Genomic DNA, 25,754 nt, shown 5'->3' with positions numbered 1-25,754 from the left:
TCGTGGCCCGCCAGCCCTACGCGACCCCGGAGCAGCTCGCCGCATGGACCGGCCAGCCGGCCCCGGCGGACGCCGAGCGACTGCTCGCACGGGCCGGCGAGGACATCGACAGTGCGCTGCTCACCGCCGTCTATCCCGTGGACGAGGACGGCGACCCGCTCGACGCCGCGATACGGGCCGCCCTCGCCGACGCCACCTGTGCACAGGTCGAGTACCAAATCGCCGCCGGCGACGACGGCACCGGCGCCGGCGGACAGTGGGACTCGGTCTCGATCGGGCCCGTATCGCTGTCCGGGCGCAGCTCACGCACCGCGGCGACGACCGGCGTCGAGCTCGCCCCGCGGGCCGACCGCGCACTACGCCGCGCCGGCCTCACCCCCGGGCACGTGATGCCATGGTGACCCGCGTCCCCGCGGTCCTGCTGCGCCACCGCATCCGCATCGAGCCATACCTCGCCGACACCGCGTACGGACCGAGGTACGGCTCCGCTGTCGAGAACGTGCCGGCCCTGGTGGACACCTCGCCGCGCATGGTGCGCGCCCCGGACGGGCGCGAGGTGAACGCCGCGGCGACGTTCATTGCCGGCCCCGACATCGACTGTCCACCCGGCTCCCGCATCACCCTGCACGACGGACGCACCGCGACCGCGCTCACTGTCGCCCACCACACCGCCCCGGGCCTACCCGTGCCCGCCTGTACGGAGGTGACGTGCGAATGAGCCGTGCCCGTACCCGCATCAGATGGAACGGCGACGCCGTCCTGAAGAACGCTCGAGCCGGCGCCGTACGAGGGTTGCGACTCGGCGCCGAGCACCTGCTCGCCGAGTCCCGAACCGAGGTACCGATCGCCGAGGGCACCCTCGAGCGCTCCGGCGTCGCGACCGTGGACGAGCAAAACCTCGTCGCCGGCGTCAGCTATGACACCCCATACGCCGCCAGAGTTCACGAAGACCTCACCGCCCGACACTCCCCCGGGCGAAAAGCCAAGTTCCTTGAAGACCCGGCCAACCGCGAGGCCGCAGTCATCGGCGAGTTGATCGCCGCACAGGTACGGCGGGCGCTGCGTGGCTGACCTGCTCGACGGAATCGCCCGCTACCTCGAAGCGCAGGGCCTGCTCACCTACGACCCCACCGGCACGGCCGGCGACTGCTTCATCGAGACCCTGCCCCCCGAGCCGGCCGAAGCAGTCGGGTTGTGGCTCTACGGCGCCGGCGAGCAGGACGCCCGCAACGGCTACGACACCCGCTCGCTACAGGTGCGCGTACGCGGGACCGCGGACCCGCGCGTATCGCGCCGCCGCGCCGAGGCCCTGTACGGCGCCCTGCACGGACTCGCCGGCCTTGAGCTGCCCGACGGCACATGGCTTGTGCTCGCCGTCGCTCAGCAGGCACCGGCTCCCATCGGCACCGATGGCTCGGGCCGGCATGAGCACACCGTGAGCGTCCGCCTCGACGTCGCCAACCCCACCACTCACCGCACCGACTAGGAGGTATCGCCTATGGCCGCGAACAGTCGGCCCATTGATGCCCGCGGTTGGCTGTTCGAGGTCCTCGACGCCGCCGCCCAAACCGAGACGTGGCTGCCGATCGCCGGCCTTACCTCGTTCACCCACAATCCGGGCGAGTCCGAAGAGACCGCCGAGACAACGGCTTTCGACAGCGAGGGCTATTACGAGCAGGACGTGATGCAGCGCGGCGCCACCCTCGAAATCGAGGGGCAGTACCGCATCAACCCCACCACCAAGACGCAGGATGCCGGGCAGGCATACGTCGACACCGTATGGGTCTACCGGCTCGGCATCGACTCGAACAACAAGGTGCGGTGGCGCCACAAGTCGCAGACCGCATGGGTTGTTTGGGATGCCACCGTGACCCCGGGCGAGCAGGGCGGCGAGAACAACGACAAGACCTCGTGGTCCGCCACGATCACCCGATCCGGCAAGCCGACATCGGCCCCCGTCGCCGGCGGACAGACTCTCGCCGCGACGACCGCGAGCAAGTCGGGGGGTGACGCGTGAGCGAACCCCTCGAGCAGCCGCTCGTCGAGGTCGAGTCCGCCGACTTTGACGCGTTCTTCGCCGAACAGGTCCCCGACCGGCCACGGGTGGCGTTCACCCTGTACGACCGCGAGTACGTACTGCCCGACTCCCTGCCGCTGCTGTTCACGCTCCAGATGGAGCGCGTACAGGACAGCTCGGACCCCGACGACATTCGCAAGATGTTGTCGACGCTGTTCGGCGACGGCGCCCTCGACGACTGGGCCGAGCAGGGCATGACCGACCGGCAGCTCGGGATCGTGCTCATCTACTCCGCCGCCAACATCCGCCGCGTCGGCTCCATGACCATGCAGCGCGCGGCCGAACTGCACGACGAGCAGGAAGCAGCCAAGGCGGGAAAAGCAGCGCCGGCGAACCGGGCGGCGCGCAGGGCGAGCACGAAGAAGAAGGGGAAGACGCCGGCGCGGGCGCGTTCTGGCGCGCGGTCCTAACCCACTGGTGCGCCATCGAGGCGGACCTCGCCCGCGAGTACCAGCTCGGCGCCGGCGAGCTCGCCGGCCTCTCTACCCGCCGCTTCCTCGTCCTCGTCACCGGCCTGCCGGCCGAATCCAAGTTCGCCCGCCTCTGGGCACGCACCCCGCGCGAGGTCGACGACCCCGCGGAGATCGCAGCAATCACCGGCCTACCCGCCGCGCAACCGACGGGGGGTGATCCGCTGTGACGCTCACCGTCGCCGAGCTGCTCGCCACGGTCGCCGTTGACGACACCGAGGGACGCGCCGGACTGGCGCGCCTCGAGGGAAGCGTCGTCGCCGCGGCAGAGAACATCACCGCCGAGGCCGCGCGCGCCGGCGACGCCGCCGGGCAGCAGCTCGGCGACGGACTCGCCGACGGCGCCGAGGAGGGCGCGCAGGATGCCAGCGGTCGACTGCGCGACAAGCTCGGCGCGTTCGGCTGGGCCGCGCTCGGCGCGACCGTCGGCGCCGCCCTCTTGGGCGGAGTCACCAAGGCACTCGACGAGCAGAAATCAAACTCGTTGCTCGCCGCGCAGCTCGGCGCCGATCCGGCGCAGGCAAAGCGGCTCGGCAAGGCTGCCGGCGCGCTCTACAGCGGCGGCTATGCGGACTCCGTCGAGGACGCCAACGAGGCACTTAAGGGCCTGTGGCAGCAGGGCCTCGTACCCGCGGGCGCAACGCAGAAGGAGATCGAAAAGGTAGGCGGGCGCCTCTCTCAGGTCGCACAGATCATGGGCGAGGAAGTCGGTCCTACCTCGGCCGCGGTCGGCCAAATGCTCAAAACGGGAATGGCGAAAAATGCCGAAGAGGCATTCGACATTCTCGTAAAGGGCACGCAGAACGGTGCCAACAAGGCCGAGGACTTGCTCGACACCTTCGGCGAGTACGGAACTCAGTTCCGCGACATGGGCATCAGTGGACAGCAGGCAATGGGGCTCATTCAGCAGGGCCTCAATGCTGGCGCCCGCGATGCCGATATCGTCGCCGATGCATTCAAAGAGCTAAACATTCGCATCAAGTCGGGTGAGGCTGCGGACGGACTCAAGTCCATTGGCCTGAACGCCGATCAGATGGCCGCGGCGTTCAACAAGGGTGGCCCGACCGCGAATGCAGCGCTAGATAAGTTGATGGACCGGCTACGGGCCGTCAAGGACCCGACGGAGCGTTCGCGTCTGGCCGTTCAGTTGTTGGGCACGCAGGCCGAGGACCTTTCCGGCGCGCTGTTCGCGCTCGACCCGAGCTCGGCCGTAAAGGCACTCGGCGACGTCGACGGCGCAGCGAAGAAGGCCGGCGACACGATGCGCGACAACGCATCGACGCGGGTAACGCAGTTCACGCGCAGCCTTGAGCACGCGTTTGTCGACGTTGTCGGCACCGTTGTGATCCCTGCCCTGTCGACGCTGTTCGACTGGCTCGGCACCCTCGGCTCGGCCCTGATGTCCGCGGCCGGTTTCGTTGAGGAGCACTCAACCTCTTTCACCATCGCCGCCGGCGTGATCACAACTCTGATGCTGCCGGCCCTCATTGGCCTCGCCGTACAGGCAGGAACAACCACGGTCGCCGTTGTCACCGGTTGGGCGACTCAGACCGTGGCCGGCGTCACCGCCGCGGCGCGGTTCGTCGCCACGAACGCGGTGATCCTCGCCGGCTGGATTGCGCAGGGGGTCGCCGCCGCCGGGACCGCGCTGCGGGTGGTCGGCGCGTGGGTCCTCATGGGCACGCAGTCGCTCATACAGGCCGCTCGCATGGCGGCAGCCTGGCTTATCGCCATGGGTCCCGTTGGGCTGATCATCGCCGCAGTGGTCGGCCTCGTCGCGCTGATCGTTGCCAACTGGGACACGATCAAAGCCGCGACGCTCGCCGTGTGGGACTGGATTTGGGAAAAGATCAAATGGGTTGGCGAGAAGCTGCTCGAGTTCTTCTTGAACTTCACTCTCGTTGGCCTGATCATCAAGCATTGGGATTCCATCAAGGCCGGAACGCTGCGCGTCTGGAATGCCGTAGTGGACTTTGTGAAGGGGCTCCCCGGGAAGCTCGTTAGCTTCTTCCTTAACTTCACGTTGGTTGGCTTGATTATCAAGCATTGGCAGTCCATTAAGGACGGCACCGTACGCAAGGCGGGCGAAATGCTCGCGTGGGTGCGCGAACTGCCGCGCAAGATCGCCGGCTACTTCGGCAACTTCGGAACGATGCTGTACGACAAGGGAAAGGACCTGATACGCGGGCTGCTCAACGGCGTTAAGGCCATGGGTAGTTGGCTAAAGAGTCAGCTCATGTCGTTCGCGAAAAACATGATTCCCGGCCCCATCGCTAAGGCACTGGGAATCAGTTCACCTTCGCGCGTCATGGCGCGCGATGTCGGCCGCTGGATTCCCGCCGGCCTCGTCAAGGGCATCCGGTCAGGGCAGGGCGCAGTCGACCGCACCATGCGGACACTCATCCCCTCCCCCGCCATGCCCGGCGTGGTGCACGCTGGCGCCGGCGGGTACGGCTCGCCCGGAGCACTCGGCCTCGGCTCGGCCGGCCCGACGGTCCGCATTGAGCATTGGCACGCCGCGGACACCGGCACCCCTGAGCAGAACGCGAACGCGCTCGCCTGGCACATGAAATCGAGGGGGTGAGCAATGGCCGCGGGCGACCGCGTCACCCTGCCCGGACACATCCAATACGGCGACGAGCTGCTGCTCGGCCCCGGAACTCCGTTTCGGTGGCGGACGCTTTCCGGGTGGGAGGACCTCCCCGCGCTCGATTCCGGCAGCATCAACCGGTCTGATGCGCACGGGAGTTATCCCGGCCGGTTGCTCGCGCAGCCGCGGACGATCACCTGTGACGAGGTGATCGTGCGCGCGCCGGCCGCCACCATCGGCGCCACTGTGCGGACGCTGAACGCCGCGACGACCGTTGTCGAGGACGAGCAGCCGCTCGTCGTGTGGCTGGACGACCGCGGCCCTCTGCTCGCCTATGCGCGAGTGGTGCGGCGCGCCGTTCCGGTCGGCCTCGGCTACCGGCTCGGCACGATCACGGGCGCCGCCATCCAATGGGAGGCAAGCGACCCGCGCCGCTACTCGCTCGCCGAGCAGCAGGTCGAGACCCGCCTGCCGATGGCCGAGCCTGGCCTCGACTTCCACCTCGACCCCGGCCCCGAGCGGCTCGACTTCCCGCTCGACTTCGGGGCGCCCGGCAGTACCGGAACGGTGGTGGCGCGCAACGAGGGCGACGCCGCCGCGCATCCCGTGATCACGTTCCGCGGCCCCGTCGCCCTTCCCTCCCTAACCGACCTGGGTACCGGCGACGTGCTCGAGTACGACATCGAGCTCGCCGCCGACGACACACTGCTCGTCGACACCGCCGCCGGCACGGTCCAGCTCAACCGCACCGCGAGCCGGCTCTACACCGCGACCGCGCGCAGCGTCCCCGAGAACACGTTCACCCTCGCCCCTGGCACCGCGTTGCTGTCCTTCCGCGCCGCCCCGGGATCGGCCGACCCGCGCGCCTCGTGCTCTGTCCGATGGCGCTCGGCCTACTGGTAAGGAGGTCTCCCCACCGTGACCGTGCGCGCCGCATGGCTGCTGCCCAACGGACAGACCAGAGAAGACACCCGCCTCGCCCCGCTCGGGACGATGGCGCCCGACTCGGCGATGACCAGCCGCGACGGCGTGATCGCCGGCGGCAACCCGCTGAATGCGACCGGCGTCGCCGCCATGCAGCTCCAGATCGCTACCGGCCGCGCCCTGGTGCAAGGCACCGCCGCACAGGGCGCGTATCCGGTGGCTGTGACCTCGCCCGAGTCGCTCACGCTCGCCGACGGACACGCGCAGTTCGCACGCATCGACTCGGTAGTGCTGCGCGTCCTTGATGCCCTGTACGACACCAGCGAGCAGACCCTCGCCCGCGTCGAGATCATCCAAGGCGAGCCGCTCGCAACGCCCGTAGCCCCGACCCTTCCGCCGGCCGCACTGCGGCTGTGGGACGTGACCGTACCCGCGGGCGCCTCGGCCGGTACCGGCGGCATCACGTGGGCGAGCGCGCTCGCCGATCGCCGGCACTACACCGCGGCGTACGGCGGGATCATCCCGCGCGGATGGGGACTCAGCTTCACCGGCTCGTACCCCGGCCAGTACCGGGACAACGGCACCGGCCTCGATCGCTGGGACGGCGCAGCCTGGCAACCCCTCGAACCGTCCGTCGGCTGGACCGCGGTAAGCCTGGCGAGCGGCTACACCAACAACGGCAACGCGCAAGGCACGGTCAGATACCGGCGCATCACCATCGCCGGCGTCCCCTTCATGCAGCTGCGCGGCGGCGTGTCCTGGGCGACGTCCGGCACTCTGCCGAACTCCGGAAACATCCTCGCCGCGGTGCTGCCGGCGAACTGCCGCCCCGCGCTGCTGACCTCGCTGCCGATCGCCGCCGGCGGCGTCGACATCAAGCTCGACGCACAGACCGGCGGACAACTGCGGCTGATCTCCAGTACGGGCCTGACCACCTGGGCCGCCTTGTCCGGGGTGCAGTACCCGCTCGACTCATAGACGGCCCTTGCCGCAGGTGTCATCAGTCAAGGAGGTGCAGCGCTGACAGTAGGGAGATGCAAAGAGTCATCCACAGCACGAACGCCCCACCGCCGTACAGGACGGCCGCGGGTGCATCGGTGCCGGAGGCTGCGGATAGAACGCCCGCCACGACTGCCACGAGCAGTGCAGACAGGACAGCAATAGCGATCAGCAGAGCGCGGACCGAAATCACGGGCTTCACGGGTCGACTTCCCTTTCGCTTTGGGGAGGTCGACCGACGCATCAGCCTCAGAAAGACCCCCGAAGTCTTCTGAAGCTCCGCATCAGTTCACAGAGCTCTGGGTTCTGATGTTCCTCCAACGGCCAAATGGGTGAGCGACCGTTGAAACCAGAACCCGCCCTAATGCTAGGGCCTGTTCAGCCTTGATCGCCAGGTAAGGGGGGACATGGATCTTCAGCCTGGATACCGGCTGTTGCTGTGTGACATGCGCACCGACCAAATGCTCGACGCGCTGCCGGTCACCGACGTGTCACTCGACGACTACATCGGCAAGGTAGGCGCCGCCAGTGCGACAATCCCCCTGCCGAACCGGCAGCTCGCCGCCCGCGTCCGCGCCGCGGTCGAGCCGGGCCGTACTGCTTTGTGGATCGAGCGCGGCCCCGAAATCTGGTGGGGCGGCGTCCTGTGGACTGCCAATGTCACCAGCAACGACCGCGGGTACCTCGGCCTACAGATACAGGCCGGCGGATGGGCGAGCTACCTCGACCACCGCATCGTGCTCCACACCCAAGAGGCCACGGCAGTTGATCAGTTCGACATCGTCCGCGGGCTGCTGGACTACGCACAGGGTGTGGACGGTGGCGACATAGGCATCGAGTACGGGCCCGAACTGTCCGGGGTGCTCCGCGACCGCACGTACCGCCGCTACGACCAGCCACGCATACGCGACCTGATCGACCAACTCGGCGCCGTTGAGAACGGGTTCGAGTGGCGAGTCGCAAGCTACCGCGACCCGGGCAGCGGCCGGCGCATCAAGCAACTGCAACTCGGCTCGCCCATCATCAAGACCGGTACATCCGAGATCGTCCTAGACCACCCCGGCCCTGTGCTCTCGTACGGCTGGCCCATCGACGCGACCGTACAGGCCAACGCGTGGCAGACCCGCGGAGCAAGCGACAACCGGAACCAGACCCAAGAGTCACTGCCCCTGATGTCCGATCTCCTCGTCGCCGACGAGGAAATCGCCGCCGGCTGGCCGCGCCTCGACGGGACCTCGGACTACTCCACCGTGACCGAGCCGGCCACCCTCGCCGGGCACGCACGCGCTGACCTCGCCGCCTCAGTGCATCCGCGCGCTATCCCCGAGGTGACCGTCGCCCTCGACCGCATCGCCCTCTCGCCCGCGCTGCTCGGCGCCACGATCCGACTCCGCATACGCGACCTGTGGTTCACCGAGGGACTCGACGAGCGGTACCGCGTCGTCGGCCTCGCCATCTCCCCACCGCTCCGCGGCCGGCCCGAAACCGCAAAGCTCTACTTGGAGGCCGCCTAGATGGCTGCGATCCCGCTCGACCTGCTCGACCGCATCCGCGCACTCGAGCGCGAGGTGCGCACCCTCACCGGCCGCGCCAGCATCCGCCCCGCCCTTAACGAGATCACGAACGGCCTCGTAAAGATCGCCGAGGGCGGATCACTCGAGGTCTACGCACCCGACGGAACCGGCCTGTTCGGCGTCGGACAGTTCGGGCCGTTCTGGAATCACCCCGACGGCACCCCGCAGCAAGGCGTCGTCATGCAACGCGAGGACGGATCAACGGCTTTCACCGTCCGCGCGAGCCCAAGCCCGGAGATCGGCGGCGCCGGCACGCAGGCCGTCAGCATCTGGGACCGCAAGGGGCACATCGTGATTGGCGACGACACGACATCGGGGCGCGGCATCGGATCGCCGGCCTTGCCGCTGCCGTTCCAACGGCTCGGCGGCGACGACGTGATCACGAGCTCGACGTTTGTGAACATGTGGTTCGCCACCGTGCAGGCACACAACCCCGTCGCCTCGATTCAACTCGAGTTCGGCGCCGGCGGGGGCACCACCTGCGAGGTACAGGTGCAGTACCGCCTCGCGAGCGAACCGGACTGGTCCGACATAGGCACCGGCAGCGTCACCGCGCCGGCGACGTCGATCGCGTGGAAAACGCAATGGTGGACGTTCCCCCTCGACCGCGCCGAGTTCGAGCAAACGGTGTTTTTCCGCGTGCAGGCGCGGCAGAAATCCGGATCGAACGGCGTGCGCTGCAACTGCCTCGGGGGCTTCACGCGCCGGACGTACTCGATCACCGAGATACCCGACCCGCCACCGAACACTCTCGCAGCACGCGGGTTCAGCGCAGCGCCCGCCGAGGCTGAGGCCGGCCCCGGCGCTGGCACTGAGTACCCCTACCAGCCACCGCCCCCACCGCAGGCCGACGCCTTCCCATCCGAGCCGGCCGCGGCGCCCTCCGCCACCGAGCCCGGACTGCGCGCCGTTGACGACTAAGACGGCGTCCTACATGGTGAGGCGGGGTAGGGCTTCAACATGGGCTCTTCAGCCTCACCGAGGGATGATCAAATCGGTGAGCTGCCCCGCAGTTGGCATCCGACCGCGGTTGAAGACGACCGCGACGAACAGCACCACCACCGGCAGCAAAGGGACGAGTGCAGCCTCGGGCAACCCGAGGACGGCCGCACCAGCCATGACCAGCACGACCACGAGCCCCACCACGACCAGCCGCAATCGCTCCCTCGGCGCGGCCGGAGCCACACCGGCGAGTTGATCTGCATCGAGAAGGTCGTCGATGCGGCCCTCGGCGTAGCGTTCGGCGATTGTCAGCAGCATCACGATGAGGTCTTCAAGGGCGCGGCCCGGCTCGGAGTCCTGCCGCGCTTCGGCCCTTCGTAGCGCGCCTACCACCAGTGCGGCATGCGCCTTGAACTGCCGCTCGTTGTGCCGTCTGGCTTTGGCGCGGCGGGTGCGATGGGCCCTCCAGATGGCTTGCTCAACCGGTTGCATGGAAACTCGCGGGATCTGGCAGTCCGGCTGGGTTTCCTCCCAGCGGCGGAGAACTGTGGCGCACTGGGTTGCGACCGTCAGCAGTGCAACGACCGGCCAACAGCGCCGGTACTCCATTCGCGCGCTCTTCTTGTCCGGGTACCCGGCGAGGGCCTCCAGGTCATAGGCGGCATACGTCGCGCCACTGCCGGAGCTGGTCAAGTCTGTGCGCTTGATGAGCAGCACTTCGGCGACCAAGATCAGGGCGAAAGCCAGGAATTTCGCTACTGTGCCGATCCTGCCAAAGCCCCAGGTATGCACCGACATCGGCGCAGCCACGATGCTGCTGAGCAGTTCCTGCACCACGCCAGGCTTCGGTCCTGGATCCGCGCTCAACCGCAGATGCTCCCAGTCGGCCATGTCGTCGACGTGCACCAAGACGAGTAGCAACAAGACAAACCGGAGTGTCTTGATTGGCATGGCCAGGGGCAGAGCGCGCCACCACCGCACGACATACCGAGGGGCCAATCCGTGGCCGCCGACACGATCTCGTATTCGAGGCGGCAGCAGCAGTATCTGCGTCAGAAGCGGAGCAGCTCGACGCACCCCCGAGGCGACGCGCAGTCGCTCGAAGCGCTCCAAAGACCCCGACCACCAGCGCTGAACCGGTCCAGGAATGTGGAGCAGAGCGATCCCGACCCCGAGCACCAGCTCGATACCCACGATGAAATGACCGATCGTCAACACATCGACATCCTCACGTATCCCACCGACATCGACGCTCGGAACGCGATGAACCGACGACGGCGCTGGCGCATTCGGCACGAATCTGATGCAGATGACGGCACGCCTGACCCGGACGCACCCGGGGGGCGCGTGGACCGCTCCCGCAGTACCTGCACGCGCCCCTTCCTCGGACTCGCTGCAGCCCTGTGCTGCTACAAGCGACTCGTCCGCTTCACCGGTCTAAGGAGGTCGCCCTCTGCTGCCGGACGACATCCCCACAGTGACCGTGCGCGGCCGGTACCTCTCACCTGACGGCCGGCCCCTGTCCGGATCGGTCGTCTTTCGCGCACCGGCGCAGCTCACCTTTCCGCAGTCCGATGTGATCCTCGGTGGCCCGGTCGTCGCGCAGCTCGACGCGCAGGGCTCGATCGAGGCCACTCTGCCGGCGACGGACGCACCCGACATGGACCCGTCGGGATGGGCGTACGTCGTCGCCGAGCAGCTCGCCGGCATCCCCGCCGGCCGCTCGTACAACATCCTGCTACCGCGGGCGACCCCGCTCGTCGACCTCGCCGACATCGCCCCCACCGACCCCGCGAAACCCAACTACGTCGGCGTACCGGGACCCAAGGGCGATACGGGCGCGACCGGTCCGGCCGGCGCGCGCGGGTCCACGGGCGACCCCGGAGCAACCGGCGCCACCGGTACGGCCGGCACCCCGGGCGTAGTGCAGTCCGTCAACGGCAAGAGCTCGGCCTCGATCACGCTTACCGCCGGCGACGTCGGCGCCCTCGCAACCACCGCGGCTGGCGCAGCAAACGGCGTGGCGCAGCTCGACACGTCCGGCAAAGTACCGGCCGCGCAGCTCCCCGCCGGCGGGGGTGGGGGCGCGGTCGACTCGGTCAACGGCAAGACCGGCACCGTCGTGCTCACCGCCGCCGACATCGGCGCCCTCGACCAGACCGCCGGCGACGCGCGGTACGTCCAGCCCGCGGGCATCCCTGTGCAGTCCGTCGCTGGCAAGACCGGCGCCGTAACCCTCGTCGCCGGCGACGTAGGCGCCGAGGCCACTGGTACCGCAGTCCTGCTCACCGGGGCGCAGACTGTTGCCGGGTCGAAGACGTTCAGCAGCGTTCCGTCGAGCTCGGCCGCGCCGACCGCCGACAACCACCTCGCCCGGAAAGGCTATGTGGACGCGCTCGGGGGCGGCGAGTGGCTGCCCTCCGATCACGGACTGCTCACGTGGGCATTCGACCCCGCCCTCGGCCAGTCGACCGCCCTCTACCCCGGCAGCGGCCCCATACGGTTAACCGCCGTCATCCTGCGCACACCCGCCACGATCAACCGCATCGTCTGGTTCGCCACCGGATACGCCGGCGGACTCACCACAGGCTCATGGGCCGCGATCTACAACTCGGCCGGCAGCCGCGTAGCCGCAACCGGCGACATGTCCACCGCGACGTACGAGCCGGCCGAGGTCCACAACGCCGGCGGGGCGACGATCAATTCGCCACTCACCGCCGCCTACTCGGCCGCGGCCGGCGTCTACTACGTCGCGTGGCGCCTGCAATACAACACGAGCACAGGCGACGGGCCGATGCTCCTCGCCTCGGAGTCCGGAGCAGGCGCCCCGCCGAATCAGTTCGGGTACAGCGTCGTGCGCCGCTTCGGCGTCTACTCGACCGGTGCCGCCTCGGCCCCCGCGTCCATCGCGCTCGGCGCCATGGAGAACGGCGCTAACCGCTTCTGGGCCGCGCTCGCCTGACCCTTCCCGCACCACCTCTCGTACGCCCCGTGCCTGCTGACCGGGGCCTTTTTCATGTCTGGAGACAACCACGCATGGCAACCCCATTCACCCCTGACCGCCTCGTCTCGATCCTGCGCGCCGAGGGCGCAAAGGTCGTCGAGTACGGGTCGTGGCGCACCCACAACCGCAACCACATGGGCAGCTTTGGCCCGATCAACGGCGTGATCATCCACCACACCGTGAGCTCGGGCACCGACGCCTCGGTGCGGCTCTGCTACGACGGATACGCCAAGCTGCCCGGCCCGCTCTGTCACGGCGTGATCGCCAAGGACGGCACCGTCTATCTGATCAGCGCCGGCCGCGCCAACCACGCCGGCGCCGGCGACGCCGATGTGCTCGCCGCCGTCGCCGATGAGCGCGCCCTGCCGGCCCCGAACGACCGCAGCGCCGACGGCAACACACACTTCTACGGGTTCGAGTGCGTCAACCTCGGCAACGGCGCCGACCCGTGGCCCGACGCGCAGCTCGAGGCGATCGAGCGCGCGTCCGCCGCGATCTGCCGCGCCTACGGGTGGAGCGCAGCGAGCGTCATCGGCCACAAGGAGTGGACCAACCAGAAGCAGGACCCGCGCGGTTTCAGCATGACCACGATGCGCGAGCGGATCGACCGCCGGCTCGCCACCAAGCCCGGCAAGCCGGTGCCGGCGCCGAAGTTCAAGCCGTTCCCCGGCGTCGACTTCTTCAAGCGGTACCCGCGCTCGCCGATCGTCACGGCCATGGGCCGGCGCCTCGTCGCCGAGGGCTGCTCGGCCTATAGCTCGGGCCCCGGCCCGCAGTTCACCGCAGCCGACATCCGCTCGTACGCCAAGTGGCAGCGCAAGCAGGGATACAGCGGCACCGCCGCCGACGGCTGGCCCGGCCGCAAGTCCTGGGACGCGCTCAAGGTCCCCAAGGTCTAACCCAACCCCACCCCGCCCAACGGGCCACCCACACACCGCGGGTGGCCCGTTCCTTCGCTCCCAGAGAGGCACACCCCTATGACTGACGCTTCCCGCCGCACCGTCCGCACCGTGGTGCAGACCGTGCTCGCCATCGCCGCCGGCCTCCCGCTGATCACCGATACCGCAGGCATCCCGCAGACCGCAGCCGGCGTCGCCGTCGCGCTCGCCGTCGCCGGCGGACTCACCCGCGTAATGGCGCTCCCGGTCGTCGAGCGACTGCTGCCGGCCTGGCTGCGCGCAGCGCCGAGCATCGACGACGAGCTGCTCGCCCTCGACCGCAAGAGCGGGGGGAGCCAGTGACCGACCCCTCGCCGTCCGACGTCGCCCTCGAGCTCGAGCGGCTGCGCGGAGTCGTCGAGGCCGGATTCGCCCGCATCGACGGATCGCTCGCCCTGCTCGTGCAGCGCAGCGACCAGACCGACCGGCAGCTCGCCGACCACGAGCAGCGGCTCGACGCCCTCGAGCGCTCCCGATGGCCGCTGCCGAGCATCCTCGCCCTCGTCGCCGTCGCCGGCCTCGCCCTCACCCTGTGGCAGCTCGCCAACCCATAACCCAACGCGCCCCCGTTCACCGGCTCAATGCCGTTGAACGGGGGCGCCTTTGTCGTTGATGGGGAGCGAGGAGAGGACCCCTACCGAGCCGCGGACAGGGGCCCTTGGGGGCCCGCCGTGCGGATGGACCTATACGGCCACCGGCTCGGGAACTATGCCCCCTCCCCTCCGCCGCCCGCCCCCGCGTAGGAGACGTGGTTATCCGAGCGGGCGCGGTGGCCTGGTGGTTGCTTGGCATGGCGAGCACGTGCGGCCGGCTGCGGCTGTGGTGCTGCGATCCGAACCTGTGCCGTTGGGTCCACGATCAGAACGCGTAGGGGCCGGTTGTAGCAGTAGCAAGAGAAGGTGAAACCGGGTTGATCGACAGGCGGGGGCGAGAACGCGCGGTCGGGACTCGGCATCGAGCCGTAGATCGCTGCGAGGGCGAGCACCCCGAGGCCGACACACACCGCGATAAGTCCCCACAGCGCCCTGTCAGTTGAAAGGAGCATCAGGCCGCCTGCCTCTCGTGCTCGGTCAGTTGAAACCACACGGCCTTCTTGGTGGGGATGCGCCCGCCGTAGAAAGTTGCCCCCCACGCATCGGCGTACCTGTCGATGAGGTCCAGCCCTCGGCCGCGTTCCTCGCTCAAACGCCACTCGCCGGACTCAGGCAGCGGGTGCGGGCGGTTGTCGTAGACCTTGACCATCACGTGGAGGTCGCTGACCTCGGCCTCGACAACGATCTGAGGGGTGCGCGTATGAACGTGCACGTTCGTCACGACCTCGGACGTACACAACTGCGCCGCCTCGGCGAGCTGTGGGTGTCCGGTGCTCCGGACGAGGGCGACCAGCCAATCGCGCGCCACACGCGGCGTACTCGGCAGGTTCGGCCCGATGAAGCAGTAATGAGCAGATGGTGCGGGAGGTGCTAATGCTGCGGTCGTCATTCGTCGTCTCCCAACGCGGACGGTTGCGCCGCTGCTGCGCGACAGCCCGTGTCCCTGACCACCCCCCGGGAAGCCCTCAACAGGCTTGCAGATGGCTGCACTTCGGGCCGCATGGCGCCGTGCGTCGCTGCTTGGAAGGTAGGGCACAACAGTGGGACGGCGCAACAGTGGGACGGCCGTCGCATCCATAAGAGTGGACCGGTGGCAGGGTGGGGCGGCACACTCATAGGCACCAGGAGAGGGAGGGGCCCATGCCGCCAAGGGCTTACCCAACCGCCCGACAGAAGCGGTTGGGCGCAGAGCTGCGCAAACTGCGCGAACGGGCCGGCATGTCCGGAGCTCAGGTTGCGGCGTTCTTGGGTGGAGAGCGAGCCCAAGTAAGCCATCTGGAGTCGGGCCGATACGGGGTCAGCGCAGAGCGCGTACGCCGAATCGCCGCCCATTGCTCGGCGACAGACAAACACCTGATCGACGCACTCGCGAGTATGGCCGAGGAGCGCGAAAAAGGGTGGTGGGAGGATTATCGCGGAATTCTGTCACCAGGATTTCTAGACCTCGCCGAGCTAGAACACCATGCAACCTACATACGCGCGATTCACATGCTGCACGTACCGGGCCCGTTCCAGACTCACGCTTATGCCCGCGAGCTGATCCTGAGTGGCGTGTCAGATCTACCAGCATCTGAGGTCAACGTACGCGTAGAGCATCGCATGAGGCGGCGCGAAATCTTCGATCGCCCGAATCCGCCGAAGTTCGAGGCGCTCATTCACGAGGCTGCACTGAGAATGCGGTATTGCTCCGCAGACATCATCCGATCGCAGCTCGAATTCCTGCATGAAGTCTCCCTGTGGCCGAGCGTAACCATTCGCATCATCCCATTCGATAGGCAGATCACCGGCTCGGTCCACTCGATGCTTTACGCAGGCGCCACAATTCCGCAACTAGATACCGTCCAGATCGACAGTGCATTCGACAGCGGTTTTCTGGACGCCGAGGCTCAACTCACGAGATACCGGGCACTGCTCGATTCAGTCGAGGAAATTTCACTCGACGCCGAGGAGTCGAGTAAATTCATCCAACGCATCGCACAGGAAATGTGAGTCAAGCGGCATGACCGACCCCATCACATGGCAGAAGTCCTCTTTTTCAGGGGCCGACGACAATCAAAGTTGTGTCGAGTTGGCCGGCGTCGACGGCGAGATCAAGATGCGCGAGAGCGACGACCCGGACATCGTCGTCACGACGAGTCGCCAGAAGCTGGCGGCGTTCATCCTGGGAGTCAAGGCTGGGGAGTTCGATCACCTGATCTGACGACCAACTCCGCACGCGCCCCTCATCTTTACAGGTGGGGGGCGTTTGGCATATGCCGGCACAACATAGGGACGTCCCACCGTTGCGACGGGCCTCTGAGTGGCGCTACCGTCGCTGTGCGTCGCCGTTCTCGGTCGATTCCAGGCAGGACCGTGCCTTGAATGGCGTAACTCTCCCTGCCTCTGCGCTTGTTGGGGAGAGAGTCCCCGAGGTTGCCCCCTCCCGTCCATTCCTACGCCGACGGAGAGGGGGCAACCGTGACGCCGCGGCAGGAGGCCAGACCTATGCAACCACCGGCATTCCCGGCGGGGACAACTGCGCTCGAACTAGGCTTCGCGCCTGGCACGTCGCAAGCGTTCTGGTGCGAACGGATCACGTACAGCTCACTGAACGCCGGCGGCTGCGCCAGCGTGGCCCGCCACTCGGCCACCAATCCGGCCGAGGCAATCCGCGTTGTCCGAGTGGCCGTACGCACCCTCGCGTCTGCCCTGCCCCCCATCGAGCGTCACCGGGCGTTGAGTTGGACGGACGAGGGCGGATGCCTCGGCGCCATTGCCGCACTGCACCGAGGCGAGCCCTGCGGCTTCTCAATCAGCAATAACGGCCAATGGGTTGAGTGGACCGTGCACCCCTTCATCATCTTTCGCGTAGGCGACGAGGCATTGCTGCCCATTCTCCCGCCCTCGTCGTGCATGACGGCACCAAACTCCATGCATTTACCCGCCCTTCCCTGACGGGGGAACCAATGCCCGGACCATCGCACGAACTGATCGTTAGCCCGTTCCTCGCCGAGTACCTCGTCTTACGACCCGGTCACGACAGCGGCGTGCAGCTCCCGCACGTTCGGTACCTCGAACTGAGCAAGACTGCGAGCGCCGGCGACCCATCTCCGCAATGGCTCATCGATGCCGCAAGCCAGGCATGGGGACTCGAGCTCGACCCTCGCCAGCCCCTGCGCGACACCGCCATCGTCCGCGCCCCCTCCCCCTACGGCATGGCCCGCGCGTCCTATGAGATCAACATGGGCTGTGACTACGACTGCCCGCACTGCTACCTCGGATTGAAGAAGTTCCAAGGGATGCCCAGGGACGAGAAGATCCGCCTACTCGACATCATGCGCGACGCCGGCGTGCTCTGGCTCCAGATCACCGGCGGCGAGCCCCTGATCGACCGCGAGTTCCCCGAGACATACGCGTACGCCTACGACCTCGGCATGATGCTGACCATCTCCTCGAACGGGTCACAGCTCGCCAAAGACAACATCCTCTCGACACTCACCGCCCGCCCGCCACATCACATGTCCCTCAGCGTCTACGGCGCAACCGAGGAGACGTACGACGGTTTCACTCGCAACCGCGGAGCGTTCGGCCGCTTCACCCGCGGACTCGACGCCGCCCGCGAGGCCGGCCTGCGGTTGCAGTTGAACGTCGTGATCTCAAGCGACAACGCGCACGAAGCCGACGCAATGGTGAGCCTCGCCGAGAGCTACGGCGAGTGCTTCGTATTCACCAACATGTCGCCGACCATCGCCGGCGACGCAGCCCCCATCCCCACACAGGCCGCCGCATACCTCCGCGAGCGCAAGCCGTTCACCGGCTGCAACGCCGGACACACCTTCTTTCACGCCGACCCCTTCGGCCACGCGTCCATATGCAAGATAGGCCGCGATCCTCACATCCCGTTGATGCAAGAAGGCATCGAGGGACTCAAACGCCTCGGCGGCATCGCCGATGGCCTCCAACTTCGCACCGGTGGCTGCGCAGGCTGCACCTTCGGCCAGAAGGACGCCGACGGCAATCCGGGCGGCTGCACCACCTGCCGCCCCATGGCCAAGCTCTACCAGGAGGCGAAGGCACCACGAAAGATGTACTGCCAGCATCCCGACCCCGAACCAGTGAGGTGACCCATGGCAACCGCCATCAAGCCCCGCACCACGGAAGAGATCGCTACGCGTTCCACCGGCCCCGTGCCGGTCGCGATCACGCCCCGCCCGACCGCCGCCGGCCCGCTCCCGGTCGCGATCACCTCGCGTCCGATCGCTGACGACGAGATCCGCATCACGAAGGAGATCGGCACGTTCTCCGAGAGCCTCGGCTGCTCCTGTCAGGCCGACGACGACCAGCCGTACTAAACCCGACACGCGCCACGGAGCCGCCCCCACCCGTCATAAGGTCGGGGGCGGCTCGTTCGTCCACCCCCCAGGAACCCCACATGCCCGTAGACCGAATCCACTGGGACGACCTACCCCTCGACGCCCGTCACGCCGCCGAGAAACAGACCGGCCCCATCCTGCGCGCCGAGACAGCAGCAGCCGGCGCGAACTCCGGCATCGCCGCCACCGTCCACACCGCCGACTCGATGCTGTTCGTCAAAGGCGTGCCGATCGACCACCCGCAGGCCCGTACACAGCAGCGCGAGGCCGCGATCAACCCGTATCTACCGGCATCGTGCCCACGGCTGCTCTGGCACGTACAGGCCGCCGGATGGGACCTGATCGGATACGAACGCATCGTCGGCCGCCACGCCGACTACGCCCCCGGCTCCCCTGACCTGTTGCTCGTCGCCCGCGCCCTCATTGAGCTCCAAGACACCCCCTTCCCGCCCATCGAGCTCAAGCTCGCCGAGCAGCGATGGAGCGGATACGCAGGCCCCGCCGGTGTCGAGCAGCTCGCCGGCGACACCCTGCTGCACACCGACCTCGCCCCGCACAACATGCTCATGACCGACCGCGCCCACCTGATCGACTGGGCATGGCCCACCCGCGGCGCCGCATGGATCGACCCCGCCGTGCTCATCCTGCGACTCATGGAAGCAGGCCACACCGCACCGGCAGCGGACACATGGGCACGCGAGCAGTTCCCATCATGGGCAGCAGCCCCGCACGCATCCGTCGCGGCGTTCTCCGAGGCGAACGCTCGCCTTTGGGATGACATCGCCCGCAGTGACTCCCAGGGCTGGAAGAAGCACATGGGCCGACTCGCCCACGACTGGGTGACCTACTGGCGCGCGCAAGCCGCATAAGCCCTCGGCCCGCTGGCGCCTCCCCCGTGCCCCGGCGGGCCGAGTCTTGCCCGGTAGATTCGGCGCAGCCCCCGATGCGATGAACGGGCCCAGCGGCCGGCCGAGGCTTTCTAGATCGCCCGTTGCGTGCGGCCTAAGCAATAGCTACCTTCCTGGCCCTGTATCTGACCGTCGACCAGGGCTACTCGGCCTCGTACGCGGGACTCGTGGCCTCTCTGCACGGGCTCGGCGGTGTCGTCTCCTCGCTCGGCGGCGGTGTGATGACCGACAGGCTCGGGCGGCGGCCCACGCTGCTGATCGCGCAGACCTCGACGGCCGTCTCCGTCGCGGTGCTCGGCTTCGTCCAGCATCCGGTGGCGATCGCGGCGGTGGCCTTCGTCGTCGGCATGGCATCCAACGCCTCCCGGCCCGCCGTGCAGGCGATGATGGCCGACATCGTCCGGCCCGAGGACCGGGTGCGGGCCTTCTCGCTCAACTACTGGGCGATCAACCTCGGGTTCGCCGTCTCCTCGGCGGCCGCGGGCTTCATCGCCGAGTACAGCTATCTCGCCGGTTTCCTGGGCGAGGCCGCGATGACGCTGCTCTGCGCGGTCGTCATCTTCGTCAAGCTTCCGGAGTCGCGGCCCGAGCGGGTTGAGACGAAGGACGCCCCGGTGGAGCCGCGGATCAGCATGGGGACCGTCCTGCGCGACGGGCGGTTCATGAGCGTCGTCGGACTGTCCTTCCTCATCGCGCTGATCTTCATGCAGGGACATGTCGGACTGCCCCTGGCAATGGCCGCGGACGGCTTCGCAAGCTCCGACTTCGGTATCGCGATCGCGGTCAACGGTGTGCTGATCGTGGCCCTGCAGATCCCCGTCACCCGCTTCATCGAACACCGCGATCCCCGCCGGCTGCTGATCATCTCCTCGCTGCTCGCCGGGTACGGCTTCGGGCTCACCGCCTTCGCCGGATCGATCGCCGTCTACGCGCTGACCGTCTGCGTCTGGACGCTGGCCGAGATCGTCAACGCGCCCACCCAGACCGGGCTCGTGGTGCGGCTCTCGCCGCTGCACGCCCGCGGGCGCTACCAGGGCATGTACACGCTGTCCTGGTCGGTGGCTGCGCTGGTCGCCCCACTGATGGCCGGGTTCGTGATCGACCGGTTCGGGGCGGAGTGGCTGTGGGGCATGTGCGCGGTGCTCGGGACGGTGGCCGGACTCGGGTACTGGCTGCTGATGCGCGGCCTGCCGGTGGCTGCCGGGGACAGCGGGGAGCCGGTGAAGGACAGCGTGGAGCCGGTGAAGGACAGCGCCGAGGCCGCCTCCGGTCCGGTCGTCAGCCCCTCGCTGTAGGAATCGCCGCGGGCTCCGGCTCCGGCGGTCAGCTACGCAGAGCCCTCTGCGCCTCGTACAGATTGCACGGCTGTACGGCGCCGGGTGTTCCGTAGGCCTCCAGACGGGAAGTCAACGCGCCGCTGAAGTCCGGCACATCGGTCTGGTCGAACTCACGGACCGTACTGATGGCGACGGTCGCGCTGTACGGGGCTATCTCGTCGATCTTGATCAGGCCCGCGCGTTCGTTGGTGACGGTGACGTTCCAGTGCGTGAAGCGGGCGCCGTAGAGGGGGCCCGCGGATGCGTCGCCGCCGTGGCGCCCGTTGTTGTCGACCGTTATTTCGGTGCGGACGTTGGCGAACGGCATACCGCGGTGGGTGTCGAAGGTGCCCATCTCCATCTGCCCGCGCGACCAGACGTTGTAGCTGGACAGGCCCTCCACATTGATGCCGTGGAGCTGGGTGTTGGCCGGGGCCGGAACGGTGCGCTGCGCGATGGTGAAGTCCTCGATGAGGTTGTCGTGCGAGCCCTCGCGGCAGAAGTACGGATGGTGGGAGCCGCGGCCCTCGACGCGCGTGCGGCGCAGGGTGCAGGCGGAGGCGGCGACGAGACCGAAGCCGTTGTCGACGTGGCGGACGGTGACGTCGTCGGCCCAGCAGTCGTACGCGCACTGGAAGGTGACGCCGTTGTAGCCCTTGTCGAGCAGGTGCTGGGACTGCGGGGTCTCCATCGCCTCCAGGGTCAGGCCCTCGATGCCGGAGCCGGTGAGCGGGGTGACGAGGGTGACGATGCGGGGGTCCCATTCGGGGCGTACGTCGAGCGGCAGCGGGCGCTCGAAGGTGACGGTGTTGTTCTTGACGCGGGTGATGCGTACGGGCCACTCGTACGGGACGTAGCTCGTCAGCTTGGTCTTGTCGTCCCAGACATACGCCTCGGGGCCCGCGCCGCCGCCCGCCATGTGCTCCAGGAGGGTGTGGCCCGCGTCGTCGGCGAGGCGCAGCAGGACGAGCTGTCCGCGGCGCAGCGCCTTGGTGTTGTCGACGGTGACCGACCAGTCGCCGCGCCTGGCGGGCCGGACGGTGGCGAGGGTGCGCCACTCGTCGCGCTTGTTGCCGGTCCAGCCCTCGAAGGGCCAGGCCTTGGCCTTGATGGCGGTGGTGAGGCTGTCCCAACGGTCCTTCGGGCAGAGCCAGATGAGCCCGCCCGCCCAGGACCAGGAGGACTTGTCGCCGCCGTAGCGGCTGCCGTAGGGGCCGACGAGCTCGGTGAGGTTCTTGGTCGCGTACAGCGTGGTGCGGCCGCTGCCGGCGCCGCGCAGGACGACATTGCTGTGCCCGATGCGTATGAGGTCGTCGATGCGGTAGGTGCCGGCGGGTATGTGGACCGTGCCGCCGCCGCGTTCGCCGACAGCGGCGACGGCACGGTTGATGGCGGGAGCGGCGTCGGCGGAGCCGTCCCGTCTGGCCCCGTACGCAAGGACGTTGGCGAGCACGGGGCGCCGGGGGAAGTGTTCGGCACCGCCGCGGCGGCCTGCTCGTCCGACGTACGGGATCTGGGGGTGGTCGTAGGGGTTGCGGCGGAACTCGGTCCAGAGGGGGGACGCCTCAGCGGCGACGGCGGCGCCTGTGCCGGTTCCTATGCCTATGCCGACGATGCCGGCTGCGGCGACGGCCGTGGCACTGCCGAGCAGGCTCCGTCGGCTGATGGCGCGTTGACTGGTCTCCATGAGCCCGCCTTCCATGGATGTGAACGACGTTCAGGTGTGCGTCGGCGGTGAGCATGCCATGGGCCTGCGGCGCGCGGAAGGGGGTGCGCGGGGGTTCGTGGCGCGGGCGGGGTTCTTCCCCCACCCATAACCAGGTCCTGTCCGGTCGATCAGGCCGGATCAGTGAGCGGGTCCGGCGATGGGGGCACCTCCCGTGTCCGAAGGGCTACGGGGGAGCATCGCAGGCCGGAGGATGGGGGTCCCCCCGCCGAAGGCAGGGGGAGAGCCGACGCGGAGCGTCGGCGACTGACGACAACGCAGCGTGGGGGCACCTCCCGTGCCCGAAGGGCTACGGGGGAGTGCGTGCCAGGGCACGCGAGCCCGGCGCCCCGCGCGCCTCAAACGTCGGCGGGGCTGAAATTGACTCAGCCGCCGCCGGTCAGATGTGTGAACGCGTCCAGGTTTCGCGTGGACTCCCCCCGCGACACCCGCCACGCGTACTCCTTGCGGATCGCGCTCGCGAAGCCCATCTCGAGCAGCGTGTTGAACGCACCGTCCGCCGCCTCAAGCACCGTACCCAGTACGCGGTCCAGCTCCTCCGGGGCGATCACGGAGAGCGGGAGCCGGCCGGCCAGGTAGATGTCGCCGAGGCGGTCGATCGCGTAACTCACCCCGTACAGACGCAGATTGCGCTCAAGGAGCCAGCGGTGCACCGCCGCGTCGTTCTCGTCGGGGTGGCGGATGACGAAGGCGTTGACCGACAACGAGTGCTTGCCCACCCGCAGCGAGCAGGTCGTCGACAGCTTGCGGGTGCCGGGGAGTTTGACCACGTACGAGCCGGGTTCCGGGCTCTCCCACTCGAGTTCCGCGTCCTTCAGCGTCTGCTCGATGACCTGCGCCGTCTGCTGTACGTCAGCCATGGTGCGAGCGTACCCGGCGGCGGTGTTCGTACATCGCCGCCGTGTAGACGTCCGCCGTCGCCGATGCCGCCGTGTCCCAGCCGAAGGATTCGGCGTGCCGGGCGGCCGCCTTGCCCATGCGGTCGATCAGGGACGGGTCGTCGAGGAAACGCTGCAGCGTGTCCGCGTAGTGCGCCGGGTTGTGGCCCTGGACGAGGATGCCGGTCCGCTCGTCGCGTACCGCCACCGGAAGGCCTCCGACGGCCGCCGCCACCACCGGGGTGCCCGCCGCCTGCGCCTCGATCGCCACGAGGCCGAAGGATTCGCTGTACGAGGGCATGACCAGCGTGGACGCGGCCCGGAACCAGTCGGCGAGCAGGTCCTGGCCGACCGGCGGCTGGAAGTGGACGAGATCGGCGATGCCGAGGCGGGCGGCCAGCTTCTGCAGGCCCTCGGGCTTCGCCAGGCCGCTGCCGCTCGGGCCGCCGACGACCGGCACGAAGAGGCGGGTGCGCAGCGAGGGGTCCTGCTCGACGAGCAGCGCGACCGCGCGCAGCAGGATGTCGGGGGCCTTCAGCGGCTGGATCCGGCCCGCGAAGAGCGGGACGAAGGCGTCCTGCGGCACCCCGAGGCGGGCCCTGGCGGCGGCGCGGCCGTCCGCGGGCCGGAAGCGGTCCAGGTTCACGCCGGGGTGGACGACGGCGACCTTGGCCGGGTCTGCGTCGTAGAAGCGGACGAGTTCGTCGGCCTCCTCGGCGGTGTTGGCGATGAGCCGGTCCGCCGCGGCGACGATCTGGGTCTCGCCGATGACGCGGGACGCGGGCTCGGGGGTGTCGCCCTCGGCGAGCGCGGCGTTCTTGACCTTGGCCATGGTGTGCATGGCGTGCACGAGCGGGACCCCCCACCGTTCGGCCGCCAGCCAGCCGACATGGCCGGAGAGCCAGTAGTGGGAGTGGACGAGGTCGTAGTGGCCGGGGCGGTGTCCGGCCCAGGCCTGCATCACGCCGTGGGTGAAGGCGCACAGCTGCGCCGGGAGGTCTTCCTTCGCGAGTCCCTCGTACGGTCCCGCGTCGACATGGCGTACGAGTACGCCGGGAGCGAGCTCGACGACCGGCGGCAGCCCGCCGGCGGTCGCCCGCGTGAAGATCTCGACCTCGATGTTGATCGCGGCAAGCCGCTTGGCGAGTTCGACGATGTAGACGTTCATGCCGCCCGCGTCGCCCGTCCCCGGCTGGTGCAGCGGGGAGGTGTGCACGCTGAGCATGGCGATCCGGCGCGGCTTTCGATGGCCTCCGGGGAACCTGATGCGTGGAGCCACCAGACCACTGCCGAGGCGGGAGACGTACTGGCTCACGTCGAAGGTCCTCCTCGCTCCGGACACGTCAAGCTGCGGGCATCAGCAGCCCTTCAGAGCCTCACAACAGCGGAGGTCCGCCTTCCATTTCCATCCACCCTCCGCTTTGCCAAAGCATTACCGTCCGGGGGTCGTGTCACGACCGCATACCCTCGCTTCTATGACCCGCCCCGTCGGCACCGCGACCCGCGGGACGACCAACCCCAACCGGCTGCGCCGCATGGACCGCTGGATCGCGGCCACCCACGGCCCGTCGCTGCGCCGCAGCGACGCGCCCGTCGCCGTCGATCTCGGATACGGCGCCGCCCCCTGGACCGCCCTGGAACTGCTCCAGCGGCTGCGCACCGCCGCACCCCGCTGCCGGGTCGTCGGCATCGAGATCGACCCGGCCCGGGTGGCCGCGGCGAAGCCGTACGAGCGCGAGGGGCTCAGCTTTCTCCACGGCGGCTTCGAGGTTCCGCTCGAGACCCGGCCCGCGCTGATCCGGGCGGCCAATGTGCTGCGCCAGTACGACGAGGACGAGGTCGCCGCCGTCTGGGCGCGGCTCTGCGCGCGCCTGGCCCCGGACGGACTGCTCGTCGAGGGCACCTGCGACGAGATCGGACGGCGCCACGTGTGGGTGGCGCTCGGCCCGGAAGGTCCGCGCACGGTCACCTTCGCGACCCGGCTCGGCTCCCTGGAGCGCCCGTCGGACCTCGCCGAACGCCTCCCGAAAGCGCTGATCCACCGCAATGTGCGGGGCGAGCCGGTGCACGCGTTCCTGCGGGACTTCGACCGGGCGTGGGCGGCGGCCGCTCCGTACGCCTCGCTGGGCGCCCGGCAGCGCTGGATCAGGGCCGTCCGGGATCTGGCCGCCGACTGGCCGCTCGCCGACGCACGGGGGCGGTGGCGGCAGGGGGAAGTCACAGTGAGCTGGGCCGCACTCGCGCCCAATTCCGGATAACTCGTACCCAATTCCGGATGAACAGGCTCGAACAAAGGAACGCAGAGCGCTCGTTGTTCGTCCCTGACGGGTGGGGTTGATCCACCAGTCGGCAGAACACGGCCGACTGGCCCTGTCGGTTTTGCACACGTCGTGGCACCATCGCGACGTCACTCGTAAGTTACTGACGGTAAATCATATTTTGGTGTTCCGGCGTTCACCCGGG

General features: G+C 68.6%; 26 protein-coding genes and 1 pseudogene. 22 read left to right on the top strand and 5 right to left on the bottom strand.

Annotated elements, in window-relative coordinates; genetic code table 11:
• Positions 1–2 precede the first annotated feature (2 nt).
• The 11 genes from ABZS64_RS08475 (at position 3) to ABZS64_RS08425 (ending at position 9,555) form a co-directional block, all read left to right on the top strand.
• Entirely contained in the window at positions 3–401 is a 399-nt protein-coding gene (locus ABZS64_RS08475) for a hypothetical protein (protein WP_355824981.1), read from the top strand.
• Entirely contained in the window at positions 395–718 is a 324-nt protein-coding gene (locus ABZS64_RS08470) for a hypothetical protein (protein WP_355824979.1), read from the top strand. The genes ABZS64_RS08475 and ABZS64_RS08470 overlap by 7 nt, the downstream gene beginning before the upstream one ends.
• Entirely contained in the window at positions 715–1,071 is a 357-nt protein-coding gene (locus tag ABZS64_RS08465; protein WP_355824976.1) for a hypothetical protein, read from the top strand. Before ABZS64_RS08470 ends, ABZS64_RS08465 begins: the two co-directional genes overlap by 4 nt.
• A complete protein-coding gene (locus ABZS64_RS08460) occupies positions 1,064–1,486 on the top strand; it encodes a minor capsid protein (protein ID WP_355824973.1) in 423 nt (140 codons plus the stop codon). The genes ABZS64_RS08465 and ABZS64_RS08460 overlap by 8 nt, the downstream gene beginning before the upstream one ends.
• A gap of 12 nt (positions 1,487–1,498) precedes the next feature.
• Positions 1,499–2,017, top strand: coding sequence for a hypothetical protein (locus ABZS64_RS08455; protein WP_355824970.1), 519 nt, complete (start codon positions 1,499–1,501; stop codon positions 2,015–2,017).
• Positions 2,014–2,487, top strand: coding sequence for a hypothetical protein (locus ABZS64_RS08450; protein WP_355824967.1), 474 nt, complete (start codon positions 2,014–2,016; stop codon positions 2,485–2,487). The genes ABZS64_RS08455 and ABZS64_RS08450 overlap by 4 nt, the downstream gene beginning before the upstream one ends.
• A gap of 226 nt (positions 2,488–2,713) precedes the next feature.
• Complete coding sequence (locus ABZS64_RS08445; RefSeq protein WP_355824964.1) at positions 2,714–5,131, top strand: phage tail tape measure protein; 2,418 nt, start codon at positions 2,714–2,716, stop codon at positions 5,129–5,131.
• A 3-nt stretch (positions 5,132–5,134) separates the two neighbouring features.
• The gene (locus tag ABZS64_RS08440; RefSeq protein ID WP_355824961.1) at positions 5,135–6,040 is read left to right on the top strand and encodes a hypothetical protein; all 906 of its coding nucleotides are present in this window, start codon (positions 5,135–5,137) and stop codon (positions 6,038–6,040) included.
• A 15-nt stretch (positions 6,041–6,055) separates the two neighbouring features.
• Positions 6,056–7,039, top strand: a complete 984-nt coding sequence (locus ABZS64_RS08435; RefSeq protein WP_355824958.1) for a hypothetical protein — start codon at positions 6,056–6,058, stop codon at positions 7,037–7,039.
• Between the two features lie 428 nt (positions 7,040–7,467).
• The gene (locus tag ABZS64_RS08430; RefSeq protein WP_355824955.1) at positions 7,468–8,574 is read left to right on the top strand and encodes a hypothetical protein; all 1,107 of its coding nucleotides are present in this window, start codon (positions 7,468–7,470) and stop codon (positions 8,572–8,574) included.
• Complete coding sequence (locus ABZS64_RS08425) at positions 8,575–9,555, top strand: hypothetical protein (protein WP_355824952.1); 981 nt, start codon at positions 8,575–8,577, stop codon at positions 9,553–9,555.
• Positions 9,556–9,609: 54 nt separating this feature from the next.
• Here ABZS64_RS08425 and ABZS64_RS08420 read toward each other — a convergent pair whose 3' ends face one another.
• On the bottom strand, positions 9,610–10,794 hold the full coding sequence (locus tag ABZS64_RS08420) for a hypothetical protein (protein ID WP_355824949.1): 1,185 nt from the start codon (positions 10,792–10,794) through the stop codon (positions 9,610–9,612).
• 265 nt (positions 10,795–11,059) lie between these two features.
• Here ABZS64_RS08420 and ABZS64_RS08415 point away from each other — a divergent pair, with 265 nt between their 5' ends.
• The 4 genes from ABZS64_RS08415 (at position 11,060) to ABZS64_RS08400 (ending at position 14,072) form a co-directional block, all read left to right on the top strand.
• Positions 11,060–12,538 carry a phage tail protein gene (locus ABZS64_RS08415; protein ID WP_355824946.1) on the top strand — a complete coding sequence of 493 codons (1,479 nt, stop codon included), beginning with the start codon at positions 11,060–11,062 and terminating at the stop codon, positions 12,536–12,538.
• A gap of 74 nt (positions 12,539–12,612) precedes the next feature.
• Positions 12,613–13,479 (top strand): peptidoglycan-binding protein, encoded by an 867-nt coding sequence (locus ABZS64_RS08410; protein WP_355824944.1) that lies wholly within the window; start codon positions 12,613–12,615, stop codon positions 13,477–13,479.
• 78 nt (positions 13,480–13,557) lie between these two features.
• Complete coding sequence (locus tag ABZS64_RS08405) at positions 13,558–13,821, top strand: hypothetical protein (RefSeq protein ID WP_355824943.1); 264 nt, start codon at positions 13,558–13,560, stop codon at positions 13,819–13,821.
• Positions 13,818–14,072, top strand: a complete 255-nt coding sequence (locus tag ABZS64_RS08400; RefSeq protein WP_355824940.1) for a hypothetical protein — start codon at positions 13,818–13,820, stop codon at positions 14,070–14,072. Before ABZS64_RS08405 ends, ABZS64_RS08400 begins: the two co-directional genes overlap by 4 nt.
• Positions 14,073–14,562: 490 nt before the next feature.
• Here ABZS64_RS08400 and ABZS64_RS08395 read toward each other — a convergent pair whose 3' ends face one another.
• Positions 14,563–15,000 (bottom strand): ATP-binding protein, encoded by a 438-nt coding sequence (locus tag ABZS64_RS08395; protein ID WP_355824937.1) that lies wholly within the window; start codon positions 14,998–15,000, stop codon positions 14,563–14,565.
• A gap of 251 nt (positions 15,001–15,251) precedes the next feature.
• Between ABZS64_RS08395 and ABZS64_RS08390 the strand changes: the two genes are divergently transcribed.
• The 6 genes and pseudogenes from ABZS64_RS08390 to ABZS64_RS08365 all read left to right on the top strand — a co-directional run.
• Entirely contained in the window at positions 15,252–16,100 is an 849-nt protein-coding gene (locus tag ABZS64_RS08390) for a helix-turn-helix transcriptional regulator (RefSeq protein ID WP_355824934.1), read from the top strand.
• Between the two features lie 10 nt (positions 16,101–16,110).
• Positions 16,111–16,311, top strand: a complete 201-nt coding sequence (locus ABZS64_RS08385) for a DUF397 domain-containing protein (protein WP_355824931.1) — start codon at positions 16,111–16,113, stop codon at positions 16,309–16,311.
• Between the two features lie 688 nt (positions 16,312–16,999).
• On the top strand, positions 17,000–18,214 hold the full coding sequence (locus ABZS64_RS08380) for a radical SAM protein (RefSeq protein ID WP_355824928.1): 1,215 nt from the start codon (positions 17,000–17,002) through the stop codon (positions 18,212–18,214).
• A 3-nt stretch (positions 18,215–18,217) separates the two neighbouring features.
• Complete coding sequence (locus ABZS64_RS08375) at positions 18,218–18,442, top strand: hypothetical protein (protein WP_355824925.1); 225 nt, start codon at positions 18,218–18,220, stop codon at positions 18,440–18,442.
• A gap of 80 nt (positions 18,443–18,522) precedes the next feature.
• Positions 18,523–19,332 (top strand): aminoglycoside phosphotransferase, encoded by an 810-nt coding sequence (locus tag ABZS64_RS08370; protein WP_355824922.1) that lies wholly within the window; start codon positions 18,523–18,525, stop codon positions 19,330–19,332.
• Between the two features lie 140 nt (positions 19,333–19,472).
• Positions 19,473–20,666: pseudogene (locus tag ABZS64_RS08365) on the top strand (MFS transporter); the annotation flags it as partial.
• A 28-nt stretch (positions 20,667–20,694) separates the two neighbouring features.
• Here ABZS64_RS08365 and ABZS64_RS08360 read toward each other — a convergent pair.
• The 3 genes from ABZS64_RS08360 to mshA all read right to left on the bottom strand — a co-directional run bounded on the left by ABZS64_RS08360 (position 20,695) and on the right by mshA (position 24,606).
• Positions 20,695–22,374 carry a glycosyl hydrolase family 28-related protein gene (locus ABZS64_RS08360; RefSeq protein WP_355824919.1) on the bottom strand — a complete coding sequence of 560 codons (1,680 nt, stop codon included), beginning with the start codon at positions 22,372–22,374 and terminating at the stop codon, positions 20,695–20,697.
• Between the two features lie 404 nt (positions 22,375–22,778).
• Positions 22,779–23,273 carry a YbjN domain-containing protein gene (locus tag ABZS64_RS08355; protein ID WP_355824916.1) on the bottom strand — a complete coding sequence of 165 codons (495 nt, stop codon included), beginning with the start codon at positions 23,271–23,273 and terminating at the stop codon, positions 22,779–22,781.
• A complete protein-coding gene (mshA, locus tag ABZS64_RS08350) occupies positions 23,266–24,606 on the bottom strand; it encodes a D-inositol-3-phosphate glycosyltransferase (RefSeq protein ID WP_355824914.1) in 1,341 nt (446 codons plus the stop codon). Before mshA ends, ABZS64_RS08355 begins: the two co-directional genes overlap by 8 nt.
• Positions 24,607–24,766: 160 nt before the next feature.
• Between mshA and ABZS64_RS08345 the strand changes: the two genes are divergently transcribed.
• Positions 24,767–25,549, top strand: coding sequence for a class I SAM-dependent methyltransferase (locus ABZS64_RS08345; RefSeq protein WP_355824911.1), 783 nt, complete (start codon positions 24,767–24,769; stop codon positions 25,547–25,549).
• The last annotated feature ends 205 nt before the right edge of the window (positions 25,550–25,754 follow it).

The sequence above is a fragment of the Streptomyces sp. NPDC005408 genome, assembly GCF_040606445.1.
GTDB lineage: Bacteria > Actinomycetota > Actinomycetes > Streptomycetales > Streptomycetaceae > Streptomyces.
Note: the sequence above shows the minus strand (reverse complement) of the source record. Positions and strands in the feature narration are given on the sequence as shown.

Bases quoted from the DNA above. Each gene is read 5' to 3' on its own strand.
- ABZS64_RS08425 (WP_355824952.1), top strand. From the start codon at position 8,575: ATGGCTGCGATCCCGCTCGACCTGCTCGACCGCATCCGCGCACTCGAG.
- ABZS64_RS08430 (WP_355824955.1), top strand. From the start codon at position 7,468: ATGGATCTTCAGCCTGGATACCGGCTGTTGCTGTGTGACATGCGCACC.
- ABZS64_RS08355 (WP_355824916.1), bottom strand. From the start codon at position 23,273: ATGGCTGACGTACAGCAGACGGCGCAGGTCATCGAGCAGACGCTGAAG.
- ABZS64_RS08360 (WP_355824919.1), bottom strand. From the start codon at position 22,374: ATGGAGACCAGTCAACGCGCCATCAGCCGACGGAGCCTGCTCGGCAGT.
- ABZS64_RS08375 (WP_355824925.1), top strand. From the start codon at position 18,218: ATGGCAACCGCCATCAAGCCCCGCACCACGGAAGAGATCGCTACGCGT.
- ABZS64_RS08410 (WP_355824944.1), top strand. From the start codon at position 12,613: ATGGCAACCCCATTCACCCCTGACCGCCTCGTCTCGATCCTGCGCGCC.
- ABZS64_RS08465 (WP_355824976.1), top strand. From the start codon at position 715: ATGAGCCGTGCCCGTACCCGCATCAGATGGAACGGCGACGCCGTCCTG.
- ABZS64_RS08470 (WP_355824979.1), top strand. From the start codon at position 395: ATGGTGACCCGCGTCCCCGCGGTCCTGCTGCGCCACCGCATCCGCATC.
- ABZS64_RS08405 (WP_355824943.1), top strand. From the start codon at position 13,558: ATGACTGACGCTTCCCGCCGCACCGTCCGCACCGTGGTGCAGACCGTG.
- ABZS64_RS08395 (WP_355824937.1), bottom strand. From the start codon at position 15,000: ATGACGACCGCAGCATTAGCACCTCCCGCACCATCTGCTCATTACTGC.
- ABZS64_RS08390 (WP_355824934.1), top strand. From the start codon at position 15,252: ATGCCGCCAAGGGCTTACCCAACCGCCCGACAGAAGCGGTTGGGCGCA.
- ABZS64_RS08345 (WP_355824911.1), top strand. From the start codon at position 24,767: ATGACCCGCCCCGTCGGCACCGCGACCCGCGGGACGACCAACCCCAAC.
- ABZS64_RS08440 (WP_355824961.1), top strand. From the start codon at position 5,135: ATGGCCGCGGGCGACCGCGTCACCCTGCCCGGACACATCCAATACGGC.
- ABZS64_RS08455 (WP_355824970.1), top strand. From the start codon at position 1,499: ATGGCCGCGAACAGTCGGCCCATTGATGCCCGCGGTTGGCTGTTCGAG.
- ABZS64_RS08385 (WP_355824931.1), top strand. From the start codon at position 16,111: ATGACCGACCCCATCACATGGCAGAAGTCCTCTTTTTCAGGGGCCGAC.
- ABZS64_RS08370 (WP_355824922.1), top strand. From the start codon at position 18,523: ATGCCCGTAGACCGAATCCACTGGGACGACCTACCCCTCGACGCCCGT.